This window comes from Gracilibacillus caseinilyticus (assembly GCF_022919115.1).
GTDB classification, from domain to species: Bacteria; Bacillota; Bacilli; order Bacillales; family Amphibacillaceae; genus Gracilibacillus; species Gracilibacillus caseinilyticus.
Window position 1 is genome coordinate 67,854 of sequence record NZ_CP095072.1, and the last position, 21,652, is coordinate 89,505.

Consider the following 21,652-nt stretch of genomic DNA (forward strand, 5'->3'; position numbering starts at 1 on the left):
AGGGGTAGCATTAAGACATTTCTAATAAAGAAAAACCGGGCATTACATCGCCCAGTTCTAACTAACATAAGTATATAGAACTCCTTTAATAAGAATCCATACTTTTATTTTTTCAATCTCTTTATGATTTACTCACCCAAGCATTGGTGGAATAGCCTCTTTTTTCCTAGATCTAGAAAATACGTACGAAGCCACTTTACGATCATTGGAGAAAAAACAAGTGTAATCATAAGGCCTGTCATCAGTTGTAAAAAAGTCCTCCGCCGATATATCGGATTGTTAGCCTCCACAATCATTGGTTTTTCTTCTTTTTTCACAGGTTTCACAAGTCGTTTAAACCACTTGCTCCTCGTAACACTATGATAAATCAAGTATGGCACACCAAGCCATGTAGCAAAACCATGGATAACTAATGCTCCTGAACTGATTATCGATGGAACTTGACGATGATAGGTCAATATTAGCCCTGATAAGATCAGCACTAATAGCACTGACAAAACATAATAAAGGTTGATTCGGTGATTTTTTCTCTTCTTTAGCGTTTTGAGATGCTTTTGCATTTTTGGTATATAGAATAATATAGGCAAAAGACTGATAAAACCTATCCATACATGACTCTCTCTTACCAAGACACGAATCGCTGGAAAAGCTAATCGAAAAGAAGAAGAGAATAATAGAAAACCGGTGATAGCTAATATCGTAAAGATAATCGCATTAGCATGATGAAGCCTGACTAACCGTTGTCCAACATTCAGCTTTCTTTTAAAGAATAAACGCCAATTCATCTATTTTCTCCCCTTTTTCAAATAGGTAACGTAACTGTAAAGGTAGTCCCTTCACCATAAATACTGTCCGCCGAAATGGTACCATCATGGGCTTCTACAATTGATTTAGCAATTGCCAGTCCTAGACCAGAACCACCATATTTCTGATTACGGGATTTTTCGGCACGGTACATTCGCTCAAAAATATATGCCAAATCCCCTTCTTTCATACCTTCACCACTGTCATGAATACTAATTTGCACCTCACTATTAAATTCGATTTGCACTGTTATCGTAATCGTACCATCTTCAACAGAATAGCGAATAGCATTATCGATTAAGTTAAACAAAACTTGCTTGAAGTAAGAGCTGTCGACATTTATGGCAACGGATTGTTTTGGCAGATCGATAGAAACGTGGAGATTTTTTTGCTCGATGTGAATATGCTCATGCTGAAGAACAGACAGTAAAAGATCATCTATATTTACCTTATTTCGATCAAGCTTCATCATTCCGGAATCTAACAATGATAATTGGAATAATTGCTGAATTAATTTTCTCTTCCTTTTCCATATCACCCTCTGACATGTCCTCTTCCGCCATTTCTTCAGCATCCATCTCACCTTCCATATCTTCTTCCATCATTTCCTCTTCGTTCATATTTTCATTTTCCATGTTATCTGCAGGATCCTCATCCCCTCCACAAGCTGCCAACACGAGTACACTCAATATGGATAATAATACCAACCATTGTTTCATCATTATATCTCTCCTTTAATTTGTGATTATAGTAAGGTTATCCAATAAATCTTGCGTATTTATAAATGAAATATTAAAAAAGTATTACATTTACATTCGAAAAGGTTGTCATAAAATCTCACACAGTATTTGTTACTTTTCACAATATGGTTTATTATTAAATTCAACAAACAGACACTAATCGATTAAATAAAATTAAGAATCTTTTACACTATCATTACAATAGTTAACAAAAAAGATGTTGATACCGTTTTCATTTTGTGGTAAGATACTAATACAAAGATCAAAATGGAGGTTCAGAGATGAATTTTTACGAAAAGTTGCCAGATGATGTATTAATTCAATTTTATGAAGAACTGAACAAATCGATCGAACTCGGCCACGTTACCAAATCATCTTATTATGAGCTCGGACTAATTATTTCTGTATTAAATAGTAGAAATATTAATGTGGAGCAACAAGTTTCAGAAGTAGCTAGCGAACGGATTTCATTTGTTATCGCATGATCACATTACAACTACTTTGTCTTTTTACATAATACAATGAAGGACAGTTCTTTTCAGGAGACCTGTCTTTTTTACGTGTAAAGAATGATAGTATCCCTATTTCTTTATTCTTATGAATATTTCATTTTGATTTTTCTCTTACTTGTCCATAAGTTTTAATCTTATGGACAGCTTTTTCATTTTCCCTCTTTTTGTCCATAAGATTCTCATCCGCAGGCATTGCGATATCTACTCTATATAAAAACAGACCTGTACCTATACAAGTCTGTTTCCTATTATTTTCTATCTGCTTCCTTTTATATATGGTACACCATTCGCTCGTGGTGCATCGGCACGGCCGATGAATCCTGCCAGAGCTAAGATCGTTAATAGGTATGGTGCAATCAACAGGATGATTTGCGGAATATTTTCCAGTACAGGTACTCCGGCACTGACTACACTTAAGCTTTGTGCAAGTCCAAAGAATAACGCTGCTCCCATTGCACCTAATGGATGCCATTTTCCAAAGATAACAGCTGCTAATGACATGAACCCTTGCCCAACAATCGTTGAGTGAGAGAAGTTCGAAGCGATGGTCAAGGCAAATACTGACCCACCTAGTCCACCTAATGCTCCAGACAGTAATACTGCAATATAACGCATTCTTTCTACTTTGATACCATTCGTATCAGCGGCCATTGGATGCTCACCAACTGCGCGCAAACGTAAACCGAATGGCGTCTGGTATAACACATACCAGGCAACAAAAGCAAGAATAATTGCTAAATACGATGTCACATACACGCCTTCGAAGAAGATTGGTCCGATCAACGGAATATTCGAAAGCACCGGGATATCTGTTGTATAAAAAGGCTGATTCACCATGTCTGTCTGACCTTTATCATACCAAACCTTTGTTAAGTAAACACCAATACCAAGTGCTAACATATTAATGGCCACACCACTTACAACCTGGTTGGCATAAAAAGTTATCGACGCAACGGCATGAATAAGCGAGAAAAGTGCACCAATCACTGTAGCTACGATGATCGACACCCATGGAGTCCAGGCGCCGAACACATCGGCAAATGTAAGGTTAAAGACAATACCGACAAACGCCCCCATCACCATGAGACCTTCTAACCCAATATTAACGACTCCAGATCGTTCACTAAATACTCCGCCTAACGCTGTTAAGATAAGAGGTGCTGAATAGAACAGAACAGTTGGAATAATCGATTGTAATATATCAAGCATCTATTTTCCCTCCTTTTTTGAAGCGAAGTAAGGCCCAGCGAATAATGTAACTAGATGCTACAAAGAAAATAATCAGTGCAATAATAATATCCACGAGTTCTGTCGGAACACCAGCTGCTGTCGGCATTTCCCCAGCACCTTCTTTCAAAGCACCAAACAAAATCGCGGCTAGTACGACTCCAAAAGCATTGTTTGAGCCAAGCAGCGCAACGGCAATGCCATCAAAACCAAGATTCGTAAAGCCTGACATGACAGAGATCGTACCATATGTTCCGAGGCCTTCCATTGTTCCCGCAAGCCCTGCGAAAGCACCACCTGCTACCATTGACAATATAATATTTCTGCTGACATTCATACCGGCATAATTCGAAGCATGCCGGTTAAAGCCGACCGCTTTTAATTCATAACCATACGTGGTACGTTCAATAATAAACCACATGATAAATGCCGCTAACAAAGCTATCAAAATACCGTAGTGTACCCTTGAATAAAACGTAATGTTTTGCAGCCAGACAGAAGCTAAAGAAGCTGTTGCTGTAATCGGTTCTGTTGTCGTGTCTTGATCTGTCAGTACACTTCGGATAATTTCATTGGTCACATGTAAAGCAATATAATTCATCATAATCGTAATAATAACTTCATGGACACCAAGTTTCGCTTTTAATAAACCAGGGATGAATCCCCATAATCCACCAGCTACCGCACCAGCTAACACTGCTAAAGGCAGATGAATAATCATCGGTGCATCCACTTCAATGCCAACCCAAATGGATGCGAGCCAACCGACTATTACTTGTCCTTCGGCACCGATATTAAAAAGCCCAGTCTTAAATGCAAATGCTACGGCAAGTCCTGTTAAAATTAATGGTGTGGTCCGACGAATCGTCTCTCCTAATGTATAGGCATCACCAAATGCACCTCTCCATAATGCTGCATATCCTTCGATCGGATTATGTCCTGAAGCTAGCATAATAATCGCCCCAGCTAATAAACCTACTATAACGGATATAACCGGAACTAAAATTCCAAACCATCTATTATTTACTATCATTCGCTTGTAACACCTGCCTTGTTCACTTGACTTCCTGCCATTAAAAGGCCAAGCTCCTGTTCATTTGTTTCTTCTGGTTTAACATCAGCAACAATTTTACCATCAAACATAACGGCAATCCTGTCACTGACATTCATAATTTCATCAAGCTCAAAGGATACTAGCAGAATTGCACTTCCCTTATCCCGTTCTTCAATTAATTTCTTATGAATAAATTCGATCGCACCAACGTCCAATCCTCTGGTCGGCTGGGCTGCGATCAATAGTTTCGGTGACCGATCGACTTCGCGACCAATAATCGCCTTTTGCTGATTACCACCCGATAGCGCCCGAGCCTTTGTATATACACTCGGTGTCCGCACATCATACTCTTCGATGATTTTCTCTGCTTTATCAAAGATTTCCTTATATTTAAGCACTCTGGCATTTGAATAAGGCTTCTGATAATACGTCTGTAATACAATGTTCTCTCCAACTGAATAATCTAGAACAAGGCCATATTTATGACGATCTTGCGGGATATGCCCAATGCCACTTTCAGTAATTTTTCTGGGAGATAGTTTAGTAATCTCCTTGTTCAATAATGTGATCGATCCTGATCTTGATTTTGCAAGTCCTGTTATCGCTTCAATTAATTCCGATTGGCCATTTCCATCAACCCCGGCGATACCGACAATTTCACCGGCACGTACGTCTAAATTTAACCCTTTTACCAAATCCACTTTTCTTGAATCTCTCACAAACAAGTCTTTTATAGCTAAAACGGTACCTTTTGGTTCTGCTAGTTTTTTCTCTGTTTTAAAGCTTACTTCACGTCCAACCATTAACGAAGCGAGCTCGGTAGTGTTCGTATCTGCGACATTGACTGTTCCGATCCCTTTTCCTTTTCGGATAACCGTACATCTGTCACAGACTTCCATAATTTCTTTTAATTTATGGGTAATGAGAATAATAGATTTACCTTCTTTAATTAAAGAGCGCATAATGTCAATAAGTTCATTTATTTCCTGTGGCGTCAGTACGGCAGTTGGTTCATCAAAAATCAACACTTCTGCACCTCGATACAACGTCTTTAAAATCTCTACACGCTGTTGCATCCCAACCGAAATTTCACTAATTTTTGCTTCTGGATCTACCTGTAGCCCATATTGATCGGATAATTCTTTTATTTCCTTACTTGCTTTAGCAAGATCAATCTTCCCGAATTTATTCGTAGGCTCGCTACCTAAAACTATATTCTGAGTAACCGTGAATGGCTCAACCAGCATGAAGTGCTGATGTACCATACCAATGCCTAATTCATTTGCAATATTGGGATTTGTTATGTTAACGGCTTTACCATTGACACGGATGTCCCCCTTTTCCGGTTGATATAGACCGAATAGTACATTCATCAATGTTGATTTACCGGCTCCATTCTCGCCTAATAATGCATGAATTTCCCCTTTTTTTAATTGAACGGTGATATTATCATTAGCCACGATTCCCGGGAACTCTTTTCTGATATTCAACATCTCAATTGCATAATCCACTTCTTTCACCCCTGTATATAAGACTTTGACTATTTTGAAATGATGTAAAAATGAGCAATGAAAAAGGCTTTTATTAGAAGAAACGCGAAAGCCCACCCAGTTCTAACTATTACAACTACCTATAATATGGATTATGTAACGTGGAACTGTCTGACGTTGTGGTAATTTTGATAGATTTCATCTGCTTAGCAAAGCTCCGGAAATATGCTCCGCGTCCTGTGGGGCACGGCGGTCTGCTAACTTTGGAATGAAAATTCTTTTCTTTCCAAAGTGGATCTTCAGTTCGCGCTGACACATGAGGAGTCTCCGCATATTTCCTACGCTTAAGCAGGTGCTAGTTTTATTTATACTTTACTCATTACAAATTTTGGATACCCTGAGCTTCTTCCATCACTAAAATTCTCCTAATGTAAAAACCTCTTTCATTGAAAATTTTCTGATCTAACATAATAGTAGAGAAGGCCTTAGATAGCCTTCTCTATTCAAAGCTTATAATGATTCTTCGAATGCTTCCAAATCTTCAATTGTAGAAGGAACTTCGATTTCACCGCTTAAAATTTTCTCTTTATACTCGTCCACAGCAGTAACAATTTCGTCAGTCATTGCTTCTTCATTTGTTTTAGCAAAATCAATACCATTTTCCTCTAATCCGTATTCCAGTTTCTCTCCACCAGGGAATTCACCGTTCATACCACGATTAGCGACGTCTTGAACCGCTACATCTACACGTTTCACCATCGATGTTAACGTTACGTTGTGGTCACCGATTGTACCTTCGTCATGCTGGTCACGGTCAACACCGATCACCCAGATTTCACGTTCAGGATCATTTTGCTTTATATCTTTTGCTTGGTTGAATACACCATTACCTGTTGCACCGGAAGCATGATAGATTACATCAACACCACTGTCATACATGTTCGTAGCAATCAATTTACCTTTGGCAGCATCAGCGAATGATTCTGCATATTGTACATCTACTTCAATATCAGGATTAACCGATTTAGCACCTGCAATAAAGCCTGATTCGAATTTTTTGATTAATGGAGAATCAACACCACCAACAAAACCTACTTTGTTTGTTGTCGTTTTCATTGCTGCTGCAACTCCAACTAAGAATGAACCTTGGTGTTCTTTAAAGGTAATACTTACGGCATTATCCGCCTCTACCGTATCATCTACCAATGCGAAGTTTGTATCCGGAAATTGCTCTGCCGCTTTTTGTATATCTTCTTTCAATTCAAAACCGATACCATATACTAAATTATATTCATCACGTACGAAGCGAGTTAAGTTCGGCATGTAATCTGCTTTATCAGTTGATTGTGCATAATCAAAGCCTTCTCCTTTAGATAAACCATGCTCTTCTCCCCATGCTTGAATACCTTCCCATGCAGATTGGTTAAATGATTTATCATCTACCCCACCAATATCTGTAACCATCGCTACACTATAATCACTAGAAGTTGCATCCTCACCGCTTGTACCTTCTTCATTACCTTCTGTTTCTGTATTGCCTTCTGCTCCATCTTCATCTGCAGTACCACAAGCAGCTAAAAACAGACCTAACGTTAAAGCCAATACGAATAATAAAAATTTACGATTTTTCATCGTATTCCCTCCCATGTTGGATTATTATGTAGGAAAAAACGCCTGTAATGAAAGGCTTTCCACCTTGTCCTTTCGAATTATCAAATCGCAGCAATACACACATTTTTTGATTAATAAGAACTATAATTAGACCTAAAAATAACCACAATATTATGTTATTCGATTTAATTTCGAAAGTCAGACTTAATATTACCACTATTAACTGGATTTATAAATACTATTGTTAAAAAATATTTCAATAAATTAATATTTTTGTAACAAAAACGAAACATCTCTAAGTCCTTTTAGGGAGCGCTTGTACAAAAGCTTGTTCCCATTAGTTATTCAAGCAGTATCGGGGATAATTGTCAGAATTTTGTGATTTTTAACAAGAGTTGAATCTGTCAATTAATACAACCATTCCAGTAACCAAACAAATAGATAACAAGGAACAGCTACCAATGTCACTCCTGCAAAAAAATAGCAGAGAGATTTTAATAAAGGATTACTTATACTATAGACGAACTGTGCTAGATTATCGATAAAATGCAACATGTTCTCCCTCCTTTTATTGATCAGTGAAGTATACGTTATTTCTTCCCTTGACGGAACGACTCCATCGATTTATAGTCTTGATTTAACACATCGACCATTTGCTTCTGGCGTTTTTCTTTTGTTTTTTCGTTGCTTTGCTGAATAAAGATAACTTGCGGAATCTCGTTGATAACCTAATGTTAAACGCAGGTAAAAATCCAATTGCTCAGGATAGTCTGATTAAAATGGCTCGATATCTTTTATATGGCCTCGATAATCTTCTAGCTTTTGACTAGCTGACTGTGTCTTTTTCGTTTTCTTTGGTTTCCGCTTTATCCATACAACAGTAAAAAACACCTCATCCATACTGACCATCCGGGAAAACTTCAGATCACTGCCCTCAATGTACCATCTTCCCCAACATGGAGAGAAGGAAAAATCTGATCGCGATGAACATATCTCTGCTATCGTTTATTTCCTTTTTTCGGATAAGCGAAATACAGTAACCTTTGTCAACCAAAGACTGCTGTTGCATAGTCTGCTGTACGTTCGTCACCATTTCCTCGAACGTTTCTACGAAAATAAAGATAGCAACATGTTGTTCGGACAAATCTTTGTCGTAATGATTAAGTAGTTCATAACCGTTTAGCTGGTTTAATACAACGAGATTTTTGTATTTACCCAGGTTCAGCTTGGTTATGACTGACATAATTCCCCCCCTTTTTTTTCATTTATTATTAGTATACTGCTTAATAGTTGTTTTATAAACCATACATTGCATTCAAAAAAATGTTGTTTGTAAACCCACATTGTAAAGTTCACTCGACGTAAAGCGACCTTTACATTTATACTATTGTTAATAAATGAGGAAGTGATTGGATTGAAAAATAAACTAAAAGAATTCCGCAATAAGCATCAATACTCTCAAGATTATTTAGCTAACTCGCTAGGTGTATCGAGGCAGACTATTATCTCTATCGAAAAAGGAAAATATAATCCTTCCCTTCCCCTAGCCATACAAATAGCAAGGATTTTCAACGTATATGTGGAAGAAATTTTTTTATTGGAACCAGAGGAGTGATCATGTTGTACAATCGTTTGGCATATTTCATATTTGGATGTTTGTTTACTGTGCTTGCCATGCTCATGTTATTATCAGCGATAATCGTCCAGGAAGCACCCTTAGCAATTACGTATACATTTGTATCACTGTCAATCATGTCTTTTTGTCTTTATTATCTTTTTCCGCATTTTGTTAAAAAGGATGAGAGAGTAAATATAATTAAGCAAAAAGGTGCCTATTTCTCGATCTTTGCCTTTTTACTTTATGTCATGATTTTCTTATTGCTTCTGCAAACGGAACTGTTAGAACTTTCTGCATCCTATTCGATAGCTATACTTGCTTCCCTTATGATAAGTACGATTTTTATTTCCTTTTGTATTTTTGCAAAGTTGTATTAAAAAAGGAGAAATGTCCATGCAAAACTTTTTATTCATTACTATCTTCATCATTAGTTACATCGTCTTGTTCTTGCTTGTTCGGAATGATGTTGACGAGGAGAAAAAACTGACGAGGAAAGGTTTTATCAAACTTCTAACAGGTATCACAGTTATATTCGTGTCAACAGCTGTAATAGTAGCGGCAACGTAAGAATACAATCCATAGCTAACTTAGGAAATTAAAGCCGCCTATAATACGGAGTATGTAAGTGGAACTATATCTCACAATATTGTAATTTTGACATGTTGTCACTGCTTAGCAAAGCTCCAAAAATATGCTCCGCGTCCTGTGGAGCACGGCTTCAGCTGTGCCCCGCAGGACGAAGCATAGTGGTTGGCCAGAGCGGTATCCCAGCACAAGAATTATTTCAACATTACCACCAAAGTCATTTTACATAATCAGTATTATCAGAACCAATCTTGTCGCCTTCTGCACTTCACCGTAATGACAGTAATTATTTGTATTCCTAGCTTACAAAAACAGGCTGATCATTATCTTGTCTGCCTGCATTCTCGTCCCTTTTCTATCCTCAGGATTGCTAGATGTCACATCGATTTCACCGTTTTTTATCCTGATACATCTTCTTATCTACTAACGTATACAACTCATCTACGCTCATTTGGCTGGAAAACTTTTGATAACCGTAGCTGTACCTTAAATTTTGGATGAATGTATCAGGATTTTTTGCTAATAGATGATCGATTTCTTTCATGCATTTCTTGATATCTCGATCGTTCGCTTCTAAGACTACAATAAATTCGTCCCCTCCCAATCTGGAAACGAGGGCATTGGTGTGAAATACTTTCTTCAAAACCTCTGCAAAAGAGACCAGTACTTGATCACCTTTATCATGACCGAAATAATCATTTATTTCCTTGAATTCATTGAGATCCATCAATAGAACACCAAACGGTTTTCTCCCTTCTACTAGATGCTGTAAATAAATTTCATAGCTTTGCCTGTTATAAAGTTTGGTCAAATAATCTTCTTCTGTTGAACTGGTTTCCAGAAAGATATAAGCTACTAATATCCCTAGTACAATTGAAGTCCAAGAAAAATGTAGTTTGGATTCGAATAGTTGAATAACCATTCCTATGATCGGCAGCATGAAGAAAACGAGGAAAATATTCATGACGTATTTTTGTGTCCGCTTACGATTAATGATCACAAAGACGAACATGTACACGTACAAACTTACGAGTATTAGATAATGCACCCATTTAAAGTCACCACTGTGAAAACTGTTGTCATCAGGAGTGATATAGAAATAAACGGGATAAAAAATATTGATAAGTAATACAATAAAAGTCAGCACACTGAAATCCTGATAAAACCTTCGTTTATAAAGACGGCCAGGTTCTTTAAAAAGATGATAATCTACGTATGATAGAATAATACCACCTATTACTGGACCTATCATAAACAACATAAAATTCGTCGCATATCCCCAAAAATACGCCCCGAAGAAATGCATGCCATCAAAAATCCATGTTAACGGTTCAACTATAATGGCAAGTGCAGTGGCAACCATCAATACTTTTAGAATTTTCTTACCAAAGCTTTTAACTTTTGATTTCATTTTAATAATGACATAGAGTACGATCAGAATCATGATAGCAAAAACATTTATTTGAAATTGCACCAAATAATCCATATATGTGACCCCTTCAAATTTTTTAATCATTTCACTGAATGATCCTTGTCATCATTATATACGGCTTTTTCGAAAGAGTCAAAAGACCTATTATTCTTGAAATTTTATGAACATAACACAATATAATGGAAATAATATTGAAATAAAGTCACATCGCATTCCATATAAAGTCATTTTATGTCATGTATTTCTAAATGATGCCATGCAACGTAAGATCCCCGAGGAAGGTGAACGTGTCACCCTTGTCGGGGATCTTATCGATTAAGATTTTATTATAATTTTTCCAACAGCATGGTGTGTCTCACTTAAGGCATGCGCATCATATACCCCTTGTTTGGTTAACGAAAATTCACTTCCTACTATACTTTTTATCTTTTTCGTTTCTAATAAATCTGCCAGGTTACTTAACTGTTTTCCATCCGGCTGCAGCCACATACTTATAGCTGTAATATTTTTTTGTTGGGCTCTTTCTTGATCAGGCTGGTTAACAACAGTGATTAAACGGCCACTTTCAGCCGTTAATATATCAAAGCTATCTTCCTGGGTTTCTCCACCTATCGTGTCAATAACTAGATCCACATTTTGAACAATATCTTTGAAATTGTTTTTTCGGTAATCAATCATTTCATCCGCTCCTAATGATTGAAGGAAAGGATGATTTTCTTGACTGGCAGTGGTTATGACATAAGCTCCAGCATCTTTTGCCAGTTGAATAGCAAAGATACCAACGCCGCCTGCACCAGCATGAATAAGCACTTTTTCACCTTTTTGGAGATTGCCATGTATGAATAGTGCCTGATAAGCCGTTAAACCAGCTAATGGTACTGCTGCAGCTTCTTCAAAAGAAATATTGGTTGGCTTCTTCGCTAGTAAATGATCATCGACAATGGTATGTTCGGCATAAGTACCGAATCTGGTTGTTTCCGGTCGTGCAAAAACCTCATCTCCTATTTTCCAGTCAGTTACTTCAGAACCAACTTCTTCCACGATGCCTGCTACATCCCAGCCAAGAATAATCGGAAATTCCCAATCCATCATTTGTTGCAAATAGCCTTCCCGAAGTTTCCAGTCAATCGGATTAACAGAAGTAGCCTTCATACGCACCACTACTTGATGTGCTCCTAATTCTGGCAGTGTCACGATACCTTCTTCCAGTACATCTTTTCCACCATATTGATTAATAATCACTGCTTTAGTCTCCACAATAATACACTCCTTTTTCTCTTTCTCCAAGTCCCCTTTCTTAGTCCATACTAGGGGACACTACTTGAATTATTCCCTTATTTATCGATATTAATCGTAAGTGAAGAGCTAAGGCAATTTAATCTGTAAGCCTTACATTAATTTTATAACTACCGGGTAAACATAAGGTTGCTCCGGCTGCTGAATCTCTTTCCAGTCCTTCACTTTTATTGCTGGTAAAGAAACACCATTATATTCTTGTAAATAGATAGTACCCTTTACACTAATCCAAGTATCTTCCGCTAATGACTCCACTCCTTGTAATGTCGACAAAAAGCCAATTAAGCTGGAGTCTGCCACACAATGAGTGATTAAGTAACGCCCTATCACCAGTTGGTCACTTTCAAATCCATCTTCTTTGTATACAAAACCATTTATAGTGATTTCTTTCCCTTCATACCTTGCTGGGTCGGCATTTATCATTTCATAATAAGTAGAATAAGCTTGATCTGTCATGTTTATCGAAGAGGCATCAGCTAATGAATCTTTCATTTGCTCATATTCTACCTTCTTCATTCCATTGGAGTTCAGATTAGGATCAGGCTGATTGTAGGCATCTTTTCTACTTGAGGCATTAGTAGTAGTAGTATTACTTTCATCGCTTTTGGCGTTATTTGTAAGTGAAAGCATGGCCCCTTTCTTTTCCGCCATCGACGCATCTAAGGTTGATAGCGGTAAAACGAGTCCTGTAACTATTGGCAATAGAATAATAGAGTACGACGTCAATTTTCTCAAGTTAATGATACCATATCCATGATCATGATGGTGATCAAATCCATGTTCATGATTCTCGTTCTGTTTCGTTTTCCAAATACGGTGAATCTGAAATCCAAATAAGATCAGCAAAATGCAAACACCGATCTTACTGATTGCTTCATACTTCGGATTAATTAGCAATAAGAGTTGATCCGAATAATGAAGATTAATAATAAATAAGGCAAACAGTAATAAAATCATGGCTCGAACAGCTTGTTGAACATTCATAAAATTAACGTCCCCCTTTAATACAATCCATTAAGCAAAAGCATGGTAATCAATACGGTAAACGTGACGATTCCTAAAAAAATAAACACAAACCTCGCTTTAAATGTACTTAACAACATAAACGTATTTTTTAGATCGATCATTGGACCATATATCAGAAACGCCAGTATAGCTGAGGTTGGGAATAAATTTCGAAAGGAGGCTCCAATAAAAGCATCTGCTTCCGAACATAGGGAAAGGAAATAGGCAAGGCCCATCATGACAGCAATAGATGAAAATGCCTGTCCATCACCTAATCCTACTAGTACTTCTGATGATATGTATGTTTGAACAAAAGCTGCTACCAATGCACCAATAATCAGGTATTTACCCATATCGAAGAATTCATCGACTGCGTGCAAAAAGACATTAGAACATTTATCGATGATCGATGTTGATGTTTTTTCTATATGATGCGAACAGCCAGCAGTGTGCGTGCTTATTTGTTTTAATTGATTCGATGTGAATAACATACTAATAATCATGGCGATCACGATGGCGATCACAAATCCGATTATCATTCTGGAAATGGCTATGTTCAGATCATTTCCAAATGCCATAAAAGTAGATAAAATCACAATCGGATTAATAAGCGGTCCGGTTAACAAGAATCCTATCCCCGCATAGATAGGTACGCCTTTCGCTATCAGACGCCGAACAATGGGCACAATACCGCACTCACATGCAGGGAAACACGCACCTACGACACAACTCATTACAATAGCCAAAAATTTATTCTTTGGTATTAACCGCCTGATATGTTCTTCTGTGATAAATGTTTGTATCCCGCCAGCGAGCAAGACACCGATCAGGACAAAAGGCAAAGCTTCAATTAAAATACTTAAAAAAATGGTATTCAAGTTATAGATAGAGTCTGGTAAAGTTAATACCCCTTTAAACATACTGCTTACCTGCAGTATACATATACAACACCCAAATAAAAAAAGCCCTGTTACATCTGTGATGGTGTTTCGAAAACTGCCCATTTCAGCATTCCTCCCCCTTATTACATTATGTATTTATCCATCAAACCAAAATCATTACGATTTAAAGTTATTACTAGTCTATGATAAATAGATTAGCTTATGCTATTTTCTTGGAAATACGATAACTACTTAAGTATAAAGCTACCTATACTTCAACTTGAGCATATTACTTCTGTGATTCGCCTTTATGATCGTATTTATCTTTACTCATAAGAAAAAGCCGAACGTAACACGCATCTTGTTCGATGAGATGTCGTGTTATGTTCGACTTACATTTTGGCTAAGAATCTATTGTCTAAGCTTTATACCCACTCTTATTCCGGTAGAAATTCAGTGGTAAAAATATCATTTGCATCAAATTTTTCGTCCAATAATTCTAACTCATATAATTGGTCAATTAAAGTAGACCAGCGTTCCTCTGTCATATAGCCAACTCCGTGCTCTGCTGCGTCACTGCCAAAAACAAATTCTTCTTGTGATTCCTGTTCAAATTGTAGTGCCTCTAATGAGAGATCTTCTGTCTCGTTGTGAATGACTTCTGTAATTTCATCAGGTGATTCTTTATAATAATTCCATCCTTTCACAAATGAGGTTACCATTCGTTGGACAATCTCTTTATTTTCCTCCAGATAATCCTTTGTAACAAATAAAACAATGTTATACGGATCATATCCGGAGTCGGAGATCAGCTTTGTTTGTGTTTTGATCCCCTCTTGCTTTAAGAAAAATGGTTCAGACGTGACAAACGCTTGACTTACTGAATCCGGATCATTGATGAAATTAGAATGTTGACCTGAATAAGCTAGTTCTTCAACTTCACTTAGCTCATAATTATTTTGTAAATAGTCCCAATAAACAATTCCTGGCTGAATAAAGACTTTCCTTCCATTCATTTCGTTGAAGTCCTTTACTCCTTTTCCCTTATGAAACATTAGTGCTTGTGGACTTCCCTGCATAGTTGCAGCGACAGCTACTAATTCTATTCCTTCATTTCTAGCTGTCACAAGCTGATCAGCATGGGCTAATCCAAATTCAGCGGTTCCTGAGGAAACCAGCTGTATCGGTGACACCTGTGAACCTCCTTGTTGTATCGACACATCAAGCTCGTTCTCAGAAAAAACACCTTGCTCTTCTGCTGCATATATGCCCCCATGCTGTGCTTTCGTAAACCAGTTCAGGATAAGTTTTACTGAGTCCGTTCCCTCCTCACCTGATGTAGTCTTACTAGATCCTTCTTCGCTGCATGCGATTAACAAAAACACCATCATTCCACAAATTATTAAAGCAAAACCGTTGATCCTTTTCCTATCCCCCATATCATCGCTCCTTCTTCACAACATATTTTTCTATCTTTTGGTAATTGCGTTTTTGCTTATTTATATCCTATATTTTTGTCTGACTGGTGTCATTGGATAGAATACACGAAAAAATCGGCATTAATTGTAAAGTGTTACAATTATAACCTAAATTTCATTCACTCTCATCAAATTCTCATCATCATCTCATAAGTTCTTAAAATTTTTCTATTAAGATTGGGAAAGAGTAAATAACAGGGGTGGATAGAATGAAAAAAATAGTATGGTTATGTATAGTTGTTTTTAGTTTGACAGCTTGCAACACCAACACAGGTGACATTAATGAAGATACAGCAGGAGAGTTAAAAGAATATGATTATATGGAGAGCTACACGGAGCTAGACCAGTATACGATCAATATAAAAGAGAATAATCCTTATAAAAGAATTATTCTCTATGAAGATACAAATGGGAATATTAAATATAAGTCCGTTTTAATTAAAAAAACAAACAGACTGAAGATCATTGATATTGCTCAAGATCAAATACTTTTTAATAATGATATATGAAGAACAAATGCCCTGAGCCTGAATATCGGCTCAGGGTATTGTACTACTCAGTTTTCCAGATAATTTTTTAACGCACCTTTCCACATTGAAGTGAATACTCAAACACATTACCCCTAACCATTTTTTAAAAGTATGTCATAAATAGATGATAGTCATTCACTGTTGGCACGTATTTTTTTACAATACAAAAACGAAAAGCTATAATTATCTGAAAGTCTAACACAATCAGAAGGTGATGATGATAGAGTCAGAATTTGCTTTGTTTAGTATCGTTATTGTCATATCGCTTGGAATCTTTTCACAATGGCTGGCATGGAGAATCCAATGGCCATCGATCGTGATAATGTCTATTGCCGGACTACTCATAGGTCCGATTACCGGTTTTATCAATCCACAGGAAGCGATAGGCAGCCTGTACAGTCCCATTATTTCGCTTGCAGTTGCCTTGATTTTATTTGAAGGAAGTACAAGCCTTGATATTCGTGAGCTTAAAGGAATTTCTAAATCGGTTTATCGCATCGTAACATTTGGCGCTTTCTTAGCATGGATTGGCGGTGCTTTAGCTGCTCACTTTATCGCGGGTCTTAACCTCGAAATTTCATTTATTATCGGTGGGTTGTTTGTTGTCACAGGTCCTACTGTCATTATTCCGTTGTTAAGACAGGCAAAATTAAAGACAAGAGTTTCCTCCGTTTTAAAATGGGAAGGGATTATCGTTGATCCGATTGGTCCACTTCTTGCCTTATTTGCGTACGAAATCATTAAAATAACATCTGCGGAATCATTTGAATTCGCTGATTTTATTCCCTTCTTTGGTGCTGCATTGCTCGCTGTGATGGTAGGATATATCATCGGTATTTTGGTAAGTCTCCTGATTGGAAAAGGAATCATCCCTGAATACCTCAAATCCCCGTTTATTTTATGTTTTGTATTAATTTGTTTCTCGATCGGAGAAGTGATTATGCATGAAACGGGAATGCTTGCGGTTACGATCATGGGCGTTACATTGGCTCGTACCAAGAAATATATCCGCTCGATTGGCAGTATCGGACATTTTATGGAAGATGTATCTGTTTTGTTAACTTCCACGGTTTTCATTCTACTGACTGCTTCGTTAACGAGAGATATCCTGACCGAAACGTTCACTTGGCCGATTATTAGCTTTGTCGTTGTAATGCTTTTCCTTGTACGACCGCTCTCTATTTGGATTTCCACGATTGGCACAGAGCTTACGTTAAAGGAGAAAGCGCTGGTTGGTTGGATCGCTCCAAGAGGAATTGTTGCATTGGCTGTTTCCGGGTATTTTGCTGAAGTATTGATCGCTGACGGTTATCAAAACGCAAGTATTTTAACATCGTTAACCTTTGCTTTGGTCTTTATTACCGTTTGTGTTCATGGCTTTTCGATTGGACCTCTTTCTAAGAGACTGGGCTTGGCGAATACCAGATCCAATGGTGTCCTAATGGTTGGCGCAAGCAGTTTTTCGATCGCTCTTGCCGCCCATTTAGAAACATTAGAAATAAAAGCGTTGATTGCGGATACCTCAGAGGACCGTCTCTACAAAGCGAAGAAGTTAGGGATCTCCACTTATCACGGTGAAATCCTCTCGGAACAAAGCGATTTCGAAATTGATATGACACCGTATCAAACAATATTGGCAATGAAGGGCGATGGTGCATATAATGCGCTTATATGTCAATCCTACCTTCCTACATTCGGGTATCACCATACCTTTTCGCTTATGATCGCTAAGAATACATTGGAACTTCAGGAGCTTTCGCCATCCATGAAAGCGAATATGCTTTTTGGTGAAAAAGAAACCTTTACTGAATTAAACAAAAAAGTCAACATTGGTTATACATTTAAAACAATAGAAATCACGGATAAGCGAACACTGGATAAAAATGCACGATCGGCAGAAGGAACACCGCTATGTGTTAAAAGTAGAAATGGCAAGTTGAATTTTGTTACTTTACAGAAAAAAGTGACGCTCGATAAAGGAGATCAACTAGTTGTGCTGGTAGCATAAGCTAAAGATATTGGAATCAGCAAGTATCATTAATAATTAATGATACTTGCACCCATCTTCCGGACGAAGGTGATGCCAGATATCGTACAATGTGTTCAGCCAATCAAATTCAAATAATTCCACATCCTGTGCCCGTGGAATATTTCTCGTAAACGTTTGTATTGGTTCCTGTCATTGTCCATTGTTATAATGTTTCTCGCATTTTTAATTAAAAGAGAATTCACTGTATCACCTACATCGTTGATTTTTAAAATGGATTGATCAAAAATAGCTTATCATCCACCATATAGTTTGTCATTGTAGTGATTAACAAATCGAAACTAATAAATTGTTCACACTAGTAAAACAGTGTTATACCACCCTGTTGTCACTGGCGATTGATAAGATTTCCTTTAAATCATCCACCGTCCAATCGGCAGAACAATTCTTCCATCCTTTATCCTTTTTCCAAATTGCTTGCATGCCTATACGCTGAGCGGCCAATACATCATTTTCCGGATGGTCCCCAACAAATACACCCTGTTGTGGCTGTACATGTAATTGCTGAAGTGCTTTTTGGAAAATACGAGGATCAGGCTTTTTCATTCCTTCCCACTCTGAAATCAGAATCGTATTAAAATATGGTTCGATTCCAAGTGCTTTTATATTGTCCATTTGGAACTGTCCTTTACCATTTGAAATCATCCCTAGTGCAAATCCTTTCTGTTTTAAAATCTCCAATGCTTCTTTCAAATGTGGAAAAGGTACACAGCTGAATTGGAATTGACTGATATAATCTTCAAGCAATGCTTCCCAGGAGAGACCTGTTATCTCAAATTCTTTGACCAGCTGTTGGTAGACTTTATCCTTCCAGACGTATCCTCTGTTGTCTAACTCGATAAATCGTGTAATATAGGAATCTTTGGATAGGTGATGTAACGAATCTAGTCTTTTGTATTGATTTGTTATAAAATGCTGGACGGAAGCATCCCTGTTTAATAATGTGCCATCTAAATCGAATAGAACTGCCTTGATCAATTTTAATTCCCCCCACTTTGTTTTTAAAAAAACCGGGAAAGCCCACCCGGTCCTAATTAACATAAATAATATACAACTACCTATAATATGGATTATGTCAACTAGCAGCTCTAAGCTATGTGATAGTTTTGAAATAATAAATCAGCTAGTATACCGCTCCGGCCAACCACTCCGCGTCCTGCGGGGCACGGCTGAAGCTAAATTTGTGAAGAAGACCGCTTCACAAAGTGGATCTTCAGCACCTGCATGTCCCGCGGGAGTCTACGTGGTTGGCCTACGCTCATGAATAGTTCTATAACTATTGCAGCAGGTAAAATATGGAGGACTATTTTCATGATTAATACCTTATTCTGATGACGTATAATGCCTAGCACCACTGCTTTTAGCTGTTCCAATCGTTGTAGTACTTCACTCAAGCGTAGGAAATATGCGGAGACTCCCGTGGGATCAGCGCGAGCTGAAGATCCACTTTGTCTGTGCCTGTGTCTGCTAGTATCGCTACGAAGTAAGCTTCCTCGGCACAAGGCAGCATGGAAGCAGTTCAAGTAGTAGCCTAGCTGAGGCCGTGCCCACAGGACGCGGAGCATATTTCCGGAGCTTTGCATAGCAGATAAATCATTTCAAAATTACCATACTGTAATACTGTTCCACTTTACATAATCCATATTATAAGAACCCATCTTCATGTTTAGCTTGATTACTTCTATGCCTGTACTTATATACTTTTACCTGGATGATACTTGTGCCTATGTTTATGAGTTCCTTATCCATTATTTGGGTGGTGAAAAAAGGAAAATAAAATATCAATCTATTGTCGCTTCTTCTCCAAATCTGCCAATCGACTGGCTCGTGTTAGAGGTATATCATAAATATGCGGATACTCTCTCCTTTTCATCCTGCCGTGATATAATTCGGCTCCTCGTGGTTACTTACCTTCATTGTACAGGGATCAGTTGTTTTTTTCCACAAGAAGGAAATTGACCTTCATGTATAATCTTAAAAATTTTTAACTTGACGTTTGTCGAATTTTAGGGTAAATTTAATCTTATTAATTTCATATTTTACGATAATTCTTATCAAGAGAGGTGGAGGGACTGGCCCTTTGAAGCCTCGGCAACAGCTGTTATTAGCATTGTGCCAATTCCAGAAGCGTTACGCTTAAAAGATAGGAAGAGTACTTGAACATTGTTTAATGACCTCTCCTTCTTGAAGGAGAGGTTTTTTATTTCGCACAAAACAATTAGGAGGAAATATATGATGACAATTTCTATTCACCCGCCATTTAAGGCAGACCATGTCGGTAGTCTCTTACGACCTGACAACTTACTTCAAGCACGAAAAGATTACAAAGCTGGTAACATCACTGCCCAGCAATTACATGACATCGAAACAAAAGAATTAAAGCGAATCGTCGACAAGCAAATAGAAGTTGGCCTTCAAGCAGTTACGGACGGAGAGTTCAGAAGAGATTGGTGGCACATAGATTTTCTTGAGCATCTGAACGGGATCGAAGGGTACGTCCCTAATCAAGGGTTCGATTTCGAAGACGAAGAAACAGACCCTTACAATGTTCGTAATATCGGTGAAATCTCATTTAATCCAGATCATCCATTTCTGCGAGACTTTAAAACGTTCAATAGTATAGTAGACGGGCGTGCAGTGGCTAAGCAAACGATCCCGAGTCCGAATCAATTATTATATGTAGGCATGAGAAACCCTGACATTTATCCAGATATCGAAGCGTATGCGGATGATATCGTGAATGCCTATCGAGATGCACTTGCTGCATTCTATGAAGCTGGCTGCCGCTATATTCAATTAGATGATGTATCGATCGCTGGTTTTGTCACAGAAAATGACTTTATTTACGACCATGCTTATTCCATGGATCAATTATTCGATCTGTCACTAAGAATGGTGAATCATGTATTAAATGATAAGCCGGAAGATCTTTATGTCACCACTCATTTATGCCGAGGAAACTATCGATCTACGCACGCTTTTTCCGGCGCCTATGATAAAATTGCACCTCGTTTATTTGCCGAGGAAAAAGTCGATGCCTTTTTCTTAGAATATGATGATGAGCGCTCAGGGACATTTGAACCGTTAAAGTATATTCCGGCTGGTGGACCTAATGTCGTGATCGGTATCTTTACTTCTAAAAAAGGAGAACTAGAAGATAAAGAAGAGATGAAAGCACGGATTGAGGAAGCAAGTCAATTTGTCCCAAAGTCACAACTGTGTATTAGTCCACAATGTGGATTCTCATCGACACATCATGGTAATAAATTGACAGAACAACAACAATGGGACAAGCTGAAATACGTGGTAGATATTGCAAAAGAAACGCTGAAATAATGGAGT

At 37.7% G+C, this 21,652-nt stretch carries 22 protein-coding genes and 1 riboswitch; of the genes, 7 read left to right on the plus strand and 15 right to left on the minus strand.

Going from position 1 to position 21,652, the window contains the following annotated elements; all coding sequences use genetic code 11:
• Positions 1-128: 128 nt before the first annotated feature.
• From MUN88_RS00260 to MUN88_RS00270, 3 genes are read right to left on the minus strand one after another with little or no spacing between them, the layout of a single operon-like run.
• The gene (locus tag MUN88_RS00260; RefSeq protein WP_244719444.1) at positions 129-785 is read right to left on the minus strand and encodes a hypothetical protein; all 657 of its coding nucleotides are present in this window, start codon (positions 783-785) and stop codon (positions 129-131) included.
• 17 nt (positions 786-802) lie between these two features.
• Positions 803-1,276 (minus strand): sensor histidine kinase, encoded by a 474-nt coding sequence (locus MUN88_RS00265; protein ID WP_244719447.1) that lies wholly within the window; start codon positions 1,274-1,276, stop codon positions 803-805.
• Complete coding sequence (locus MUN88_RS00270) at positions 1,263-1,526, minus strand: hypothetical protein (protein WP_244719450.1); 264 nt, start codon at positions 1,524-1,526, stop codon at positions 1,263-1,265. The genes MUN88_RS00265 and MUN88_RS00270 overlap by 14 nt, the downstream gene beginning before the upstream one ends.
• A 299-nt stretch (positions 1,527-1,825) precedes the next feature.
• Between MUN88_RS00270 and MUN88_RS00275 the strand changes: the two genes are divergently transcribed.
• Positions 1,826-2,029: a hypothetical protein gene (locus tag MUN88_RS00275; RefSeq protein WP_244719453.1), complete on the plus strand. Its 204-nt coding sequence runs from the start codon at positions 1,826-1,828 to the stop codon at positions 2,027-2,029.
• A 282-nt stretch (positions 2,030-2,311) separates the two neighbouring features.
• Here MUN88_RS00275 and MUN88_RS00280 read toward each other — a convergent pair whose 3' ends face one another.
• The 6 genes from MUN88_RS00280 to MUN88_RS21750 all read right to left on the minus strand — a co-directional run bounded on the left by MUN88_RS00280 (position 2,312) and on the right by MUN88_RS21750 (position 8,681).
• A complete protein-coding gene (locus tag MUN88_RS00280; RefSeq protein ID WP_244719456.1) occupies positions 2,312-3,265 on the minus strand; it encodes an ABC transporter permease in 954 nt (317 codons plus the stop codon).
• Complete coding sequence (locus MUN88_RS00285; protein WP_244719458.1) at positions 3,258-4,316, minus strand: ABC transporter permease; 1,059 nt, start codon at positions 4,314-4,316, stop codon at positions 3,258-3,260. Before MUN88_RS00285 ends, MUN88_RS00280 begins: the two co-directional genes overlap by 8 nt.
• Complete coding sequence (locus MUN88_RS00290; RefSeq protein ID WP_244719461.1) at positions 4,313-5,848, minus strand: ABC transporter ATP-binding protein; 1,536 nt, start codon at positions 5,846-5,848, stop codon at positions 4,313-4,315. Before MUN88_RS00290 ends, MUN88_RS00285 begins: the two co-directional genes overlap by 4 nt.
• Before the next feature lie 489 nt (positions 5,849-6,337).
• Positions 6,338-7,459 carry a BMP family lipoprotein gene (locus tag MUN88_RS00295; RefSeq protein WP_244719463.1) on the minus strand — a complete coding sequence of 374 codons (1,122 nt, stop codon included), beginning with the start codon at positions 7,457-7,459 and terminating at the stop codon, positions 6,338-6,340.
• Between the two features lie 387 nt (positions 7,460-7,846).
• Positions 7,847-7,993 (minus strand): hypothetical protein, encoded by a 147-nt coding sequence (locus MUN88_RS00300; protein WP_244719465.1) that lies wholly within the window; start codon positions 7,991-7,993, stop codon positions 7,847-7,849.
• Between the two features lie 379 nt (positions 7,994-8,372).
• Positions 8,373-8,681 (minus strand): hypothetical protein, encoded by a 309-nt coding sequence (locus MUN88_RS21750; protein WP_369809921.1) that lies wholly within the window; start codon positions 8,679-8,681, stop codon positions 8,373-8,375.
• Positions 8,682-8,852: 171 nt separating this feature from the next.
• Here MUN88_RS21750 and MUN88_RS00310 point away from each other — a divergent pair, with 171 nt between their 5' ends.
• Genes MUN88_RS00310 through MUN88_RS00320 form a run of 3 tightly spaced genes read left to right on the plus strand, consistent with a single transcriptional unit; the run spans position 8,853 to position 9,623 of the window.
• Positions 8,853-9,053, plus strand: a complete 201-nt coding sequence (locus MUN88_RS00310) for a helix-turn-helix transcriptional regulator (RefSeq protein WP_244719467.1) — start codon at positions 8,853-8,855, stop codon at positions 9,051-9,053.
• A 2-nt stretch (positions 9,054-9,055) separates the two neighbouring features.
• Complete coding sequence (locus tag MUN88_RS00315) at positions 9,056-9,433, plus strand: permease (RefSeq protein WP_244719469.1); 378 nt, start codon at positions 9,056-9,058, stop codon at positions 9,431-9,433.
• A gap of 16 nt (positions 9,434-9,449) precedes the next feature.
• Positions 9,450-9,623 carry a hypothetical protein gene (locus tag MUN88_RS00320; RefSeq protein ID WP_244719471.1) on the plus strand — a complete coding sequence of 58 codons (174 nt, stop codon included), beginning with the start codon at positions 9,450-9,452 and terminating at the stop codon, positions 9,621-9,623.
• Between the two features lie 406 nt (positions 9,624-10,029).
• Here MUN88_RS00320 and MUN88_RS00325 read toward each other — a convergent pair whose 3' ends face one another.
• The 5 genes from MUN88_RS00325 to MUN88_RS00345 form a co-directional block, all read right to left on the minus strand.
• Positions 10,030-11,127 (minus strand): GGDEF domain-containing protein, encoded by a 1,098-nt coding sequence (locus tag MUN88_RS00325; RefSeq protein WP_244719473.1) that lies wholly within the window; start codon positions 11,125-11,127, stop codon positions 10,030-10,032.
• Between the two features lie 261 nt (positions 11,128-11,388).
• Positions 11,389-12,330 carry an NADP-dependent oxidoreductase gene (locus MUN88_RS00330; RefSeq protein WP_244719475.1) on the minus strand — a complete coding sequence of 314 codons (942 nt, stop codon included), beginning with the start codon at positions 12,328-12,330 and terminating at the stop codon, positions 11,389-11,391.
• A gap of 132 nt (positions 12,331-12,462) precedes the next feature.
• Positions 12,463-13,353: a TIGR03943 family putative permease subunit gene (locus tag MUN88_RS00335; protein ID WP_244719477.1), complete on the minus strand. Its 891-nt coding sequence runs from the start codon at positions 13,351-13,353 to the stop codon at positions 12,463-12,465.
• A gap of 17 nt (positions 13,354-13,370) precedes the next feature.
• Entirely contained in the window at positions 13,371-14,378 is a 1,008-nt protein-coding gene (locus MUN88_RS00340) for a permease (protein ID WP_244719480.1), read from the minus strand.
• Positions 14,379-14,692: 314 nt separating this feature from the next.
• Complete coding sequence (locus tag MUN88_RS00345; protein WP_244719482.1) at positions 14,693-15,694, minus strand: ABC transporter substrate-binding protein; 1,002 nt, start codon at positions 15,692-15,694, stop codon at positions 14,693-14,695.
• Between the two features lie 248 nt (positions 15,695-15,942).
• Between MUN88_RS00345 and MUN88_RS00350 the strand changes: the two genes are divergently transcribed.
• On the plus strand, positions 15,943-16,242 hold the full coding sequence (locus MUN88_RS00350; protein WP_244719485.1) for a hypothetical protein: 300 nt from the start codon (positions 15,943-15,945) through the stop codon (positions 16,240-16,242).
• A gap of 238 nt (positions 16,243-16,480) precedes the next feature.
• Positions 16,481-18,271: a cation:proton antiporter gene (locus tag MUN88_RS00355; protein WP_244724701.1), complete on the plus strand. Its 1,791-nt coding sequence runs from the start codon at positions 16,481-16,483 to the stop codon at positions 18,269-18,271.
• Positions 18,272-18,622: 351 nt separating this feature from the next.
• Here MUN88_RS00355 and MUN88_RS00360 read toward each other — a convergent pair whose 3' ends face one another.
• On the minus strand, positions 18,623-19,288 hold the full coding sequence (locus tag MUN88_RS00360; RefSeq protein ID WP_244719488.1) for an HAD family hydrolase: 666 nt from the start codon (positions 19,286-19,288) through the stop codon (positions 18,623-18,625).
• Positions 19,289-20,358: 1,070 nt separating this feature from the next.
• Positions 20,359-20,460: riboswitch (SAM riboswitch) on the plus strand.
• Positions 20,461-20,542: 82 nt separating this feature from the next.
• Between MUN88_RS00360 and MUN88_RS00365 the strand changes: the two genes are divergently transcribed.
• On the plus strand, positions 20,543-21,646 hold the full coding sequence (locus MUN88_RS00365) for a 5-methyltetrahydropteroyltriglutamate--homocysteine S-methyltransferase (protein WP_244719493.1): 1,104 nt from the start codon (positions 20,543-20,545) through the stop codon (positions 21,644-21,646).
• Positions 21,647-21,652 lie beyond the last annotated feature (6 nt).

Bases quoted from the DNA above. Each gene is read 5' to 3' on its own strand.
- MUN88_RS00260 (WP_244719444.1), bottom strand. From the start codon at position 785: ATGAATTGGCGTTTATTCTTTAAAAGAAAGCTGAATGTTGGACAACGG.
- MUN88_RS00265 (WP_244719447.1), bottom strand. From the start codon at position 1,276: ATGATGAAGCTTGATCGAAATAAGGTAAATATAGATGATCTTTTACTG.
- MUN88_RS00270 (WP_244719450.1), bottom strand. From the start codon at position 1,526: ATGATGAAACAATGGTTGGTATTATTATCCATATTGAGTGTACTCGTG.
- MUN88_RS00275 (WP_244719453.1), top strand. From the start codon at position 1,826: ATGAATTTTTACGAAAAGTTGCCAGATGATGTATTAATTCAATTTTAT.
- MUN88_RS00280 (WP_244719456.1), bottom strand. From the start codon at position 3,265: ATGCTTGATATATTACAATCGATTATTCCAACTGTTCTGTTCTATTCA.
- MUN88_RS00285 (WP_244719458.1), bottom strand. From the start codon at position 4,316: ATGATAGTAAATAATAGATGGTTTGGAATTTTAGTTCCGGTTATATCC.
- MUN88_RS00295 (WP_244719463.1), bottom strand. From the start codon at position 7,459: ATGAAAAATCGTAAATTTTTATTATTCGTATTGGCTTTAACGTTAGGT.
- MUN88_RS00300 (WP_244719465.1), bottom strand. From the start codon at position 7,993: ATGTTGCATTTTATCGATAATCTAGCACAGTTCGTCTATAGTATAAGT.
- MUN88_RS21750 (WP_369809921.1), bottom strand. From the start codon at position 8,681: ATGTCAGTCATAACCAAGCTGAACCTGGGTAAATACAAAAATCTCGTT.
- MUN88_RS00315 (WP_244719469.1), top strand. From the start codon at position 9,056: ATGTTGTACAATCGTTTGGCATATTTCATATTTGGATGTTTGTTTACT.
- MUN88_RS00320 (WP_244719471.1), top strand. From the start codon at position 9,450: ATGCAAAACTTTTTATTCATTACTATCTTCATCATTAGTTACATCGTC.
- MUN88_RS00325 (WP_244719473.1), bottom strand. From the start codon at position 11,127: ATGGATTATTTGGTGCAATTTCAAATAAATGTTTTTGCTATCATGATT.
- MUN88_RS00335 (WP_244719477.1), bottom strand. From the start codon at position 13,353: ATGAATGTTCAACAAGCTGTTCGAGCCATGATTTTATTACTGTTTGCC.
- MUN88_RS00340 (WP_244719480.1), bottom strand. From the start codon at position 14,378: ATGGGCAGTTTTCGAAACACCATCACAGATGTAACAGGGCTTTTTTTA.
- MUN88_RS00345 (WP_244719482.1), bottom strand. From the start codon at position 15,694: ATGGGGGATAGGAAAAGGATCAACGGTTTTGCTTTAATAATTTGTGGA.
- MUN88_RS00350 (WP_244719485.1), top strand. From the start codon at position 15,943: ATGAAAAAAATAGTATGGTTATGTATAGTTGTTTTTAGTTTGACAGCT.
- MUN88_RS00355 (WP_244724701.1), top strand. From the start codon at position 16,481: ATGATAGAGTCAGAATTTGCTTTGTTTAGTATCGTTATTGTCATATCG.
- MUN88_RS00365 (WP_244719493.1), top strand. From the start codon at position 20,543: ATGATGACAATTTCTATTCACCCGCCATTTAAGGCAGACCATGTCGGT.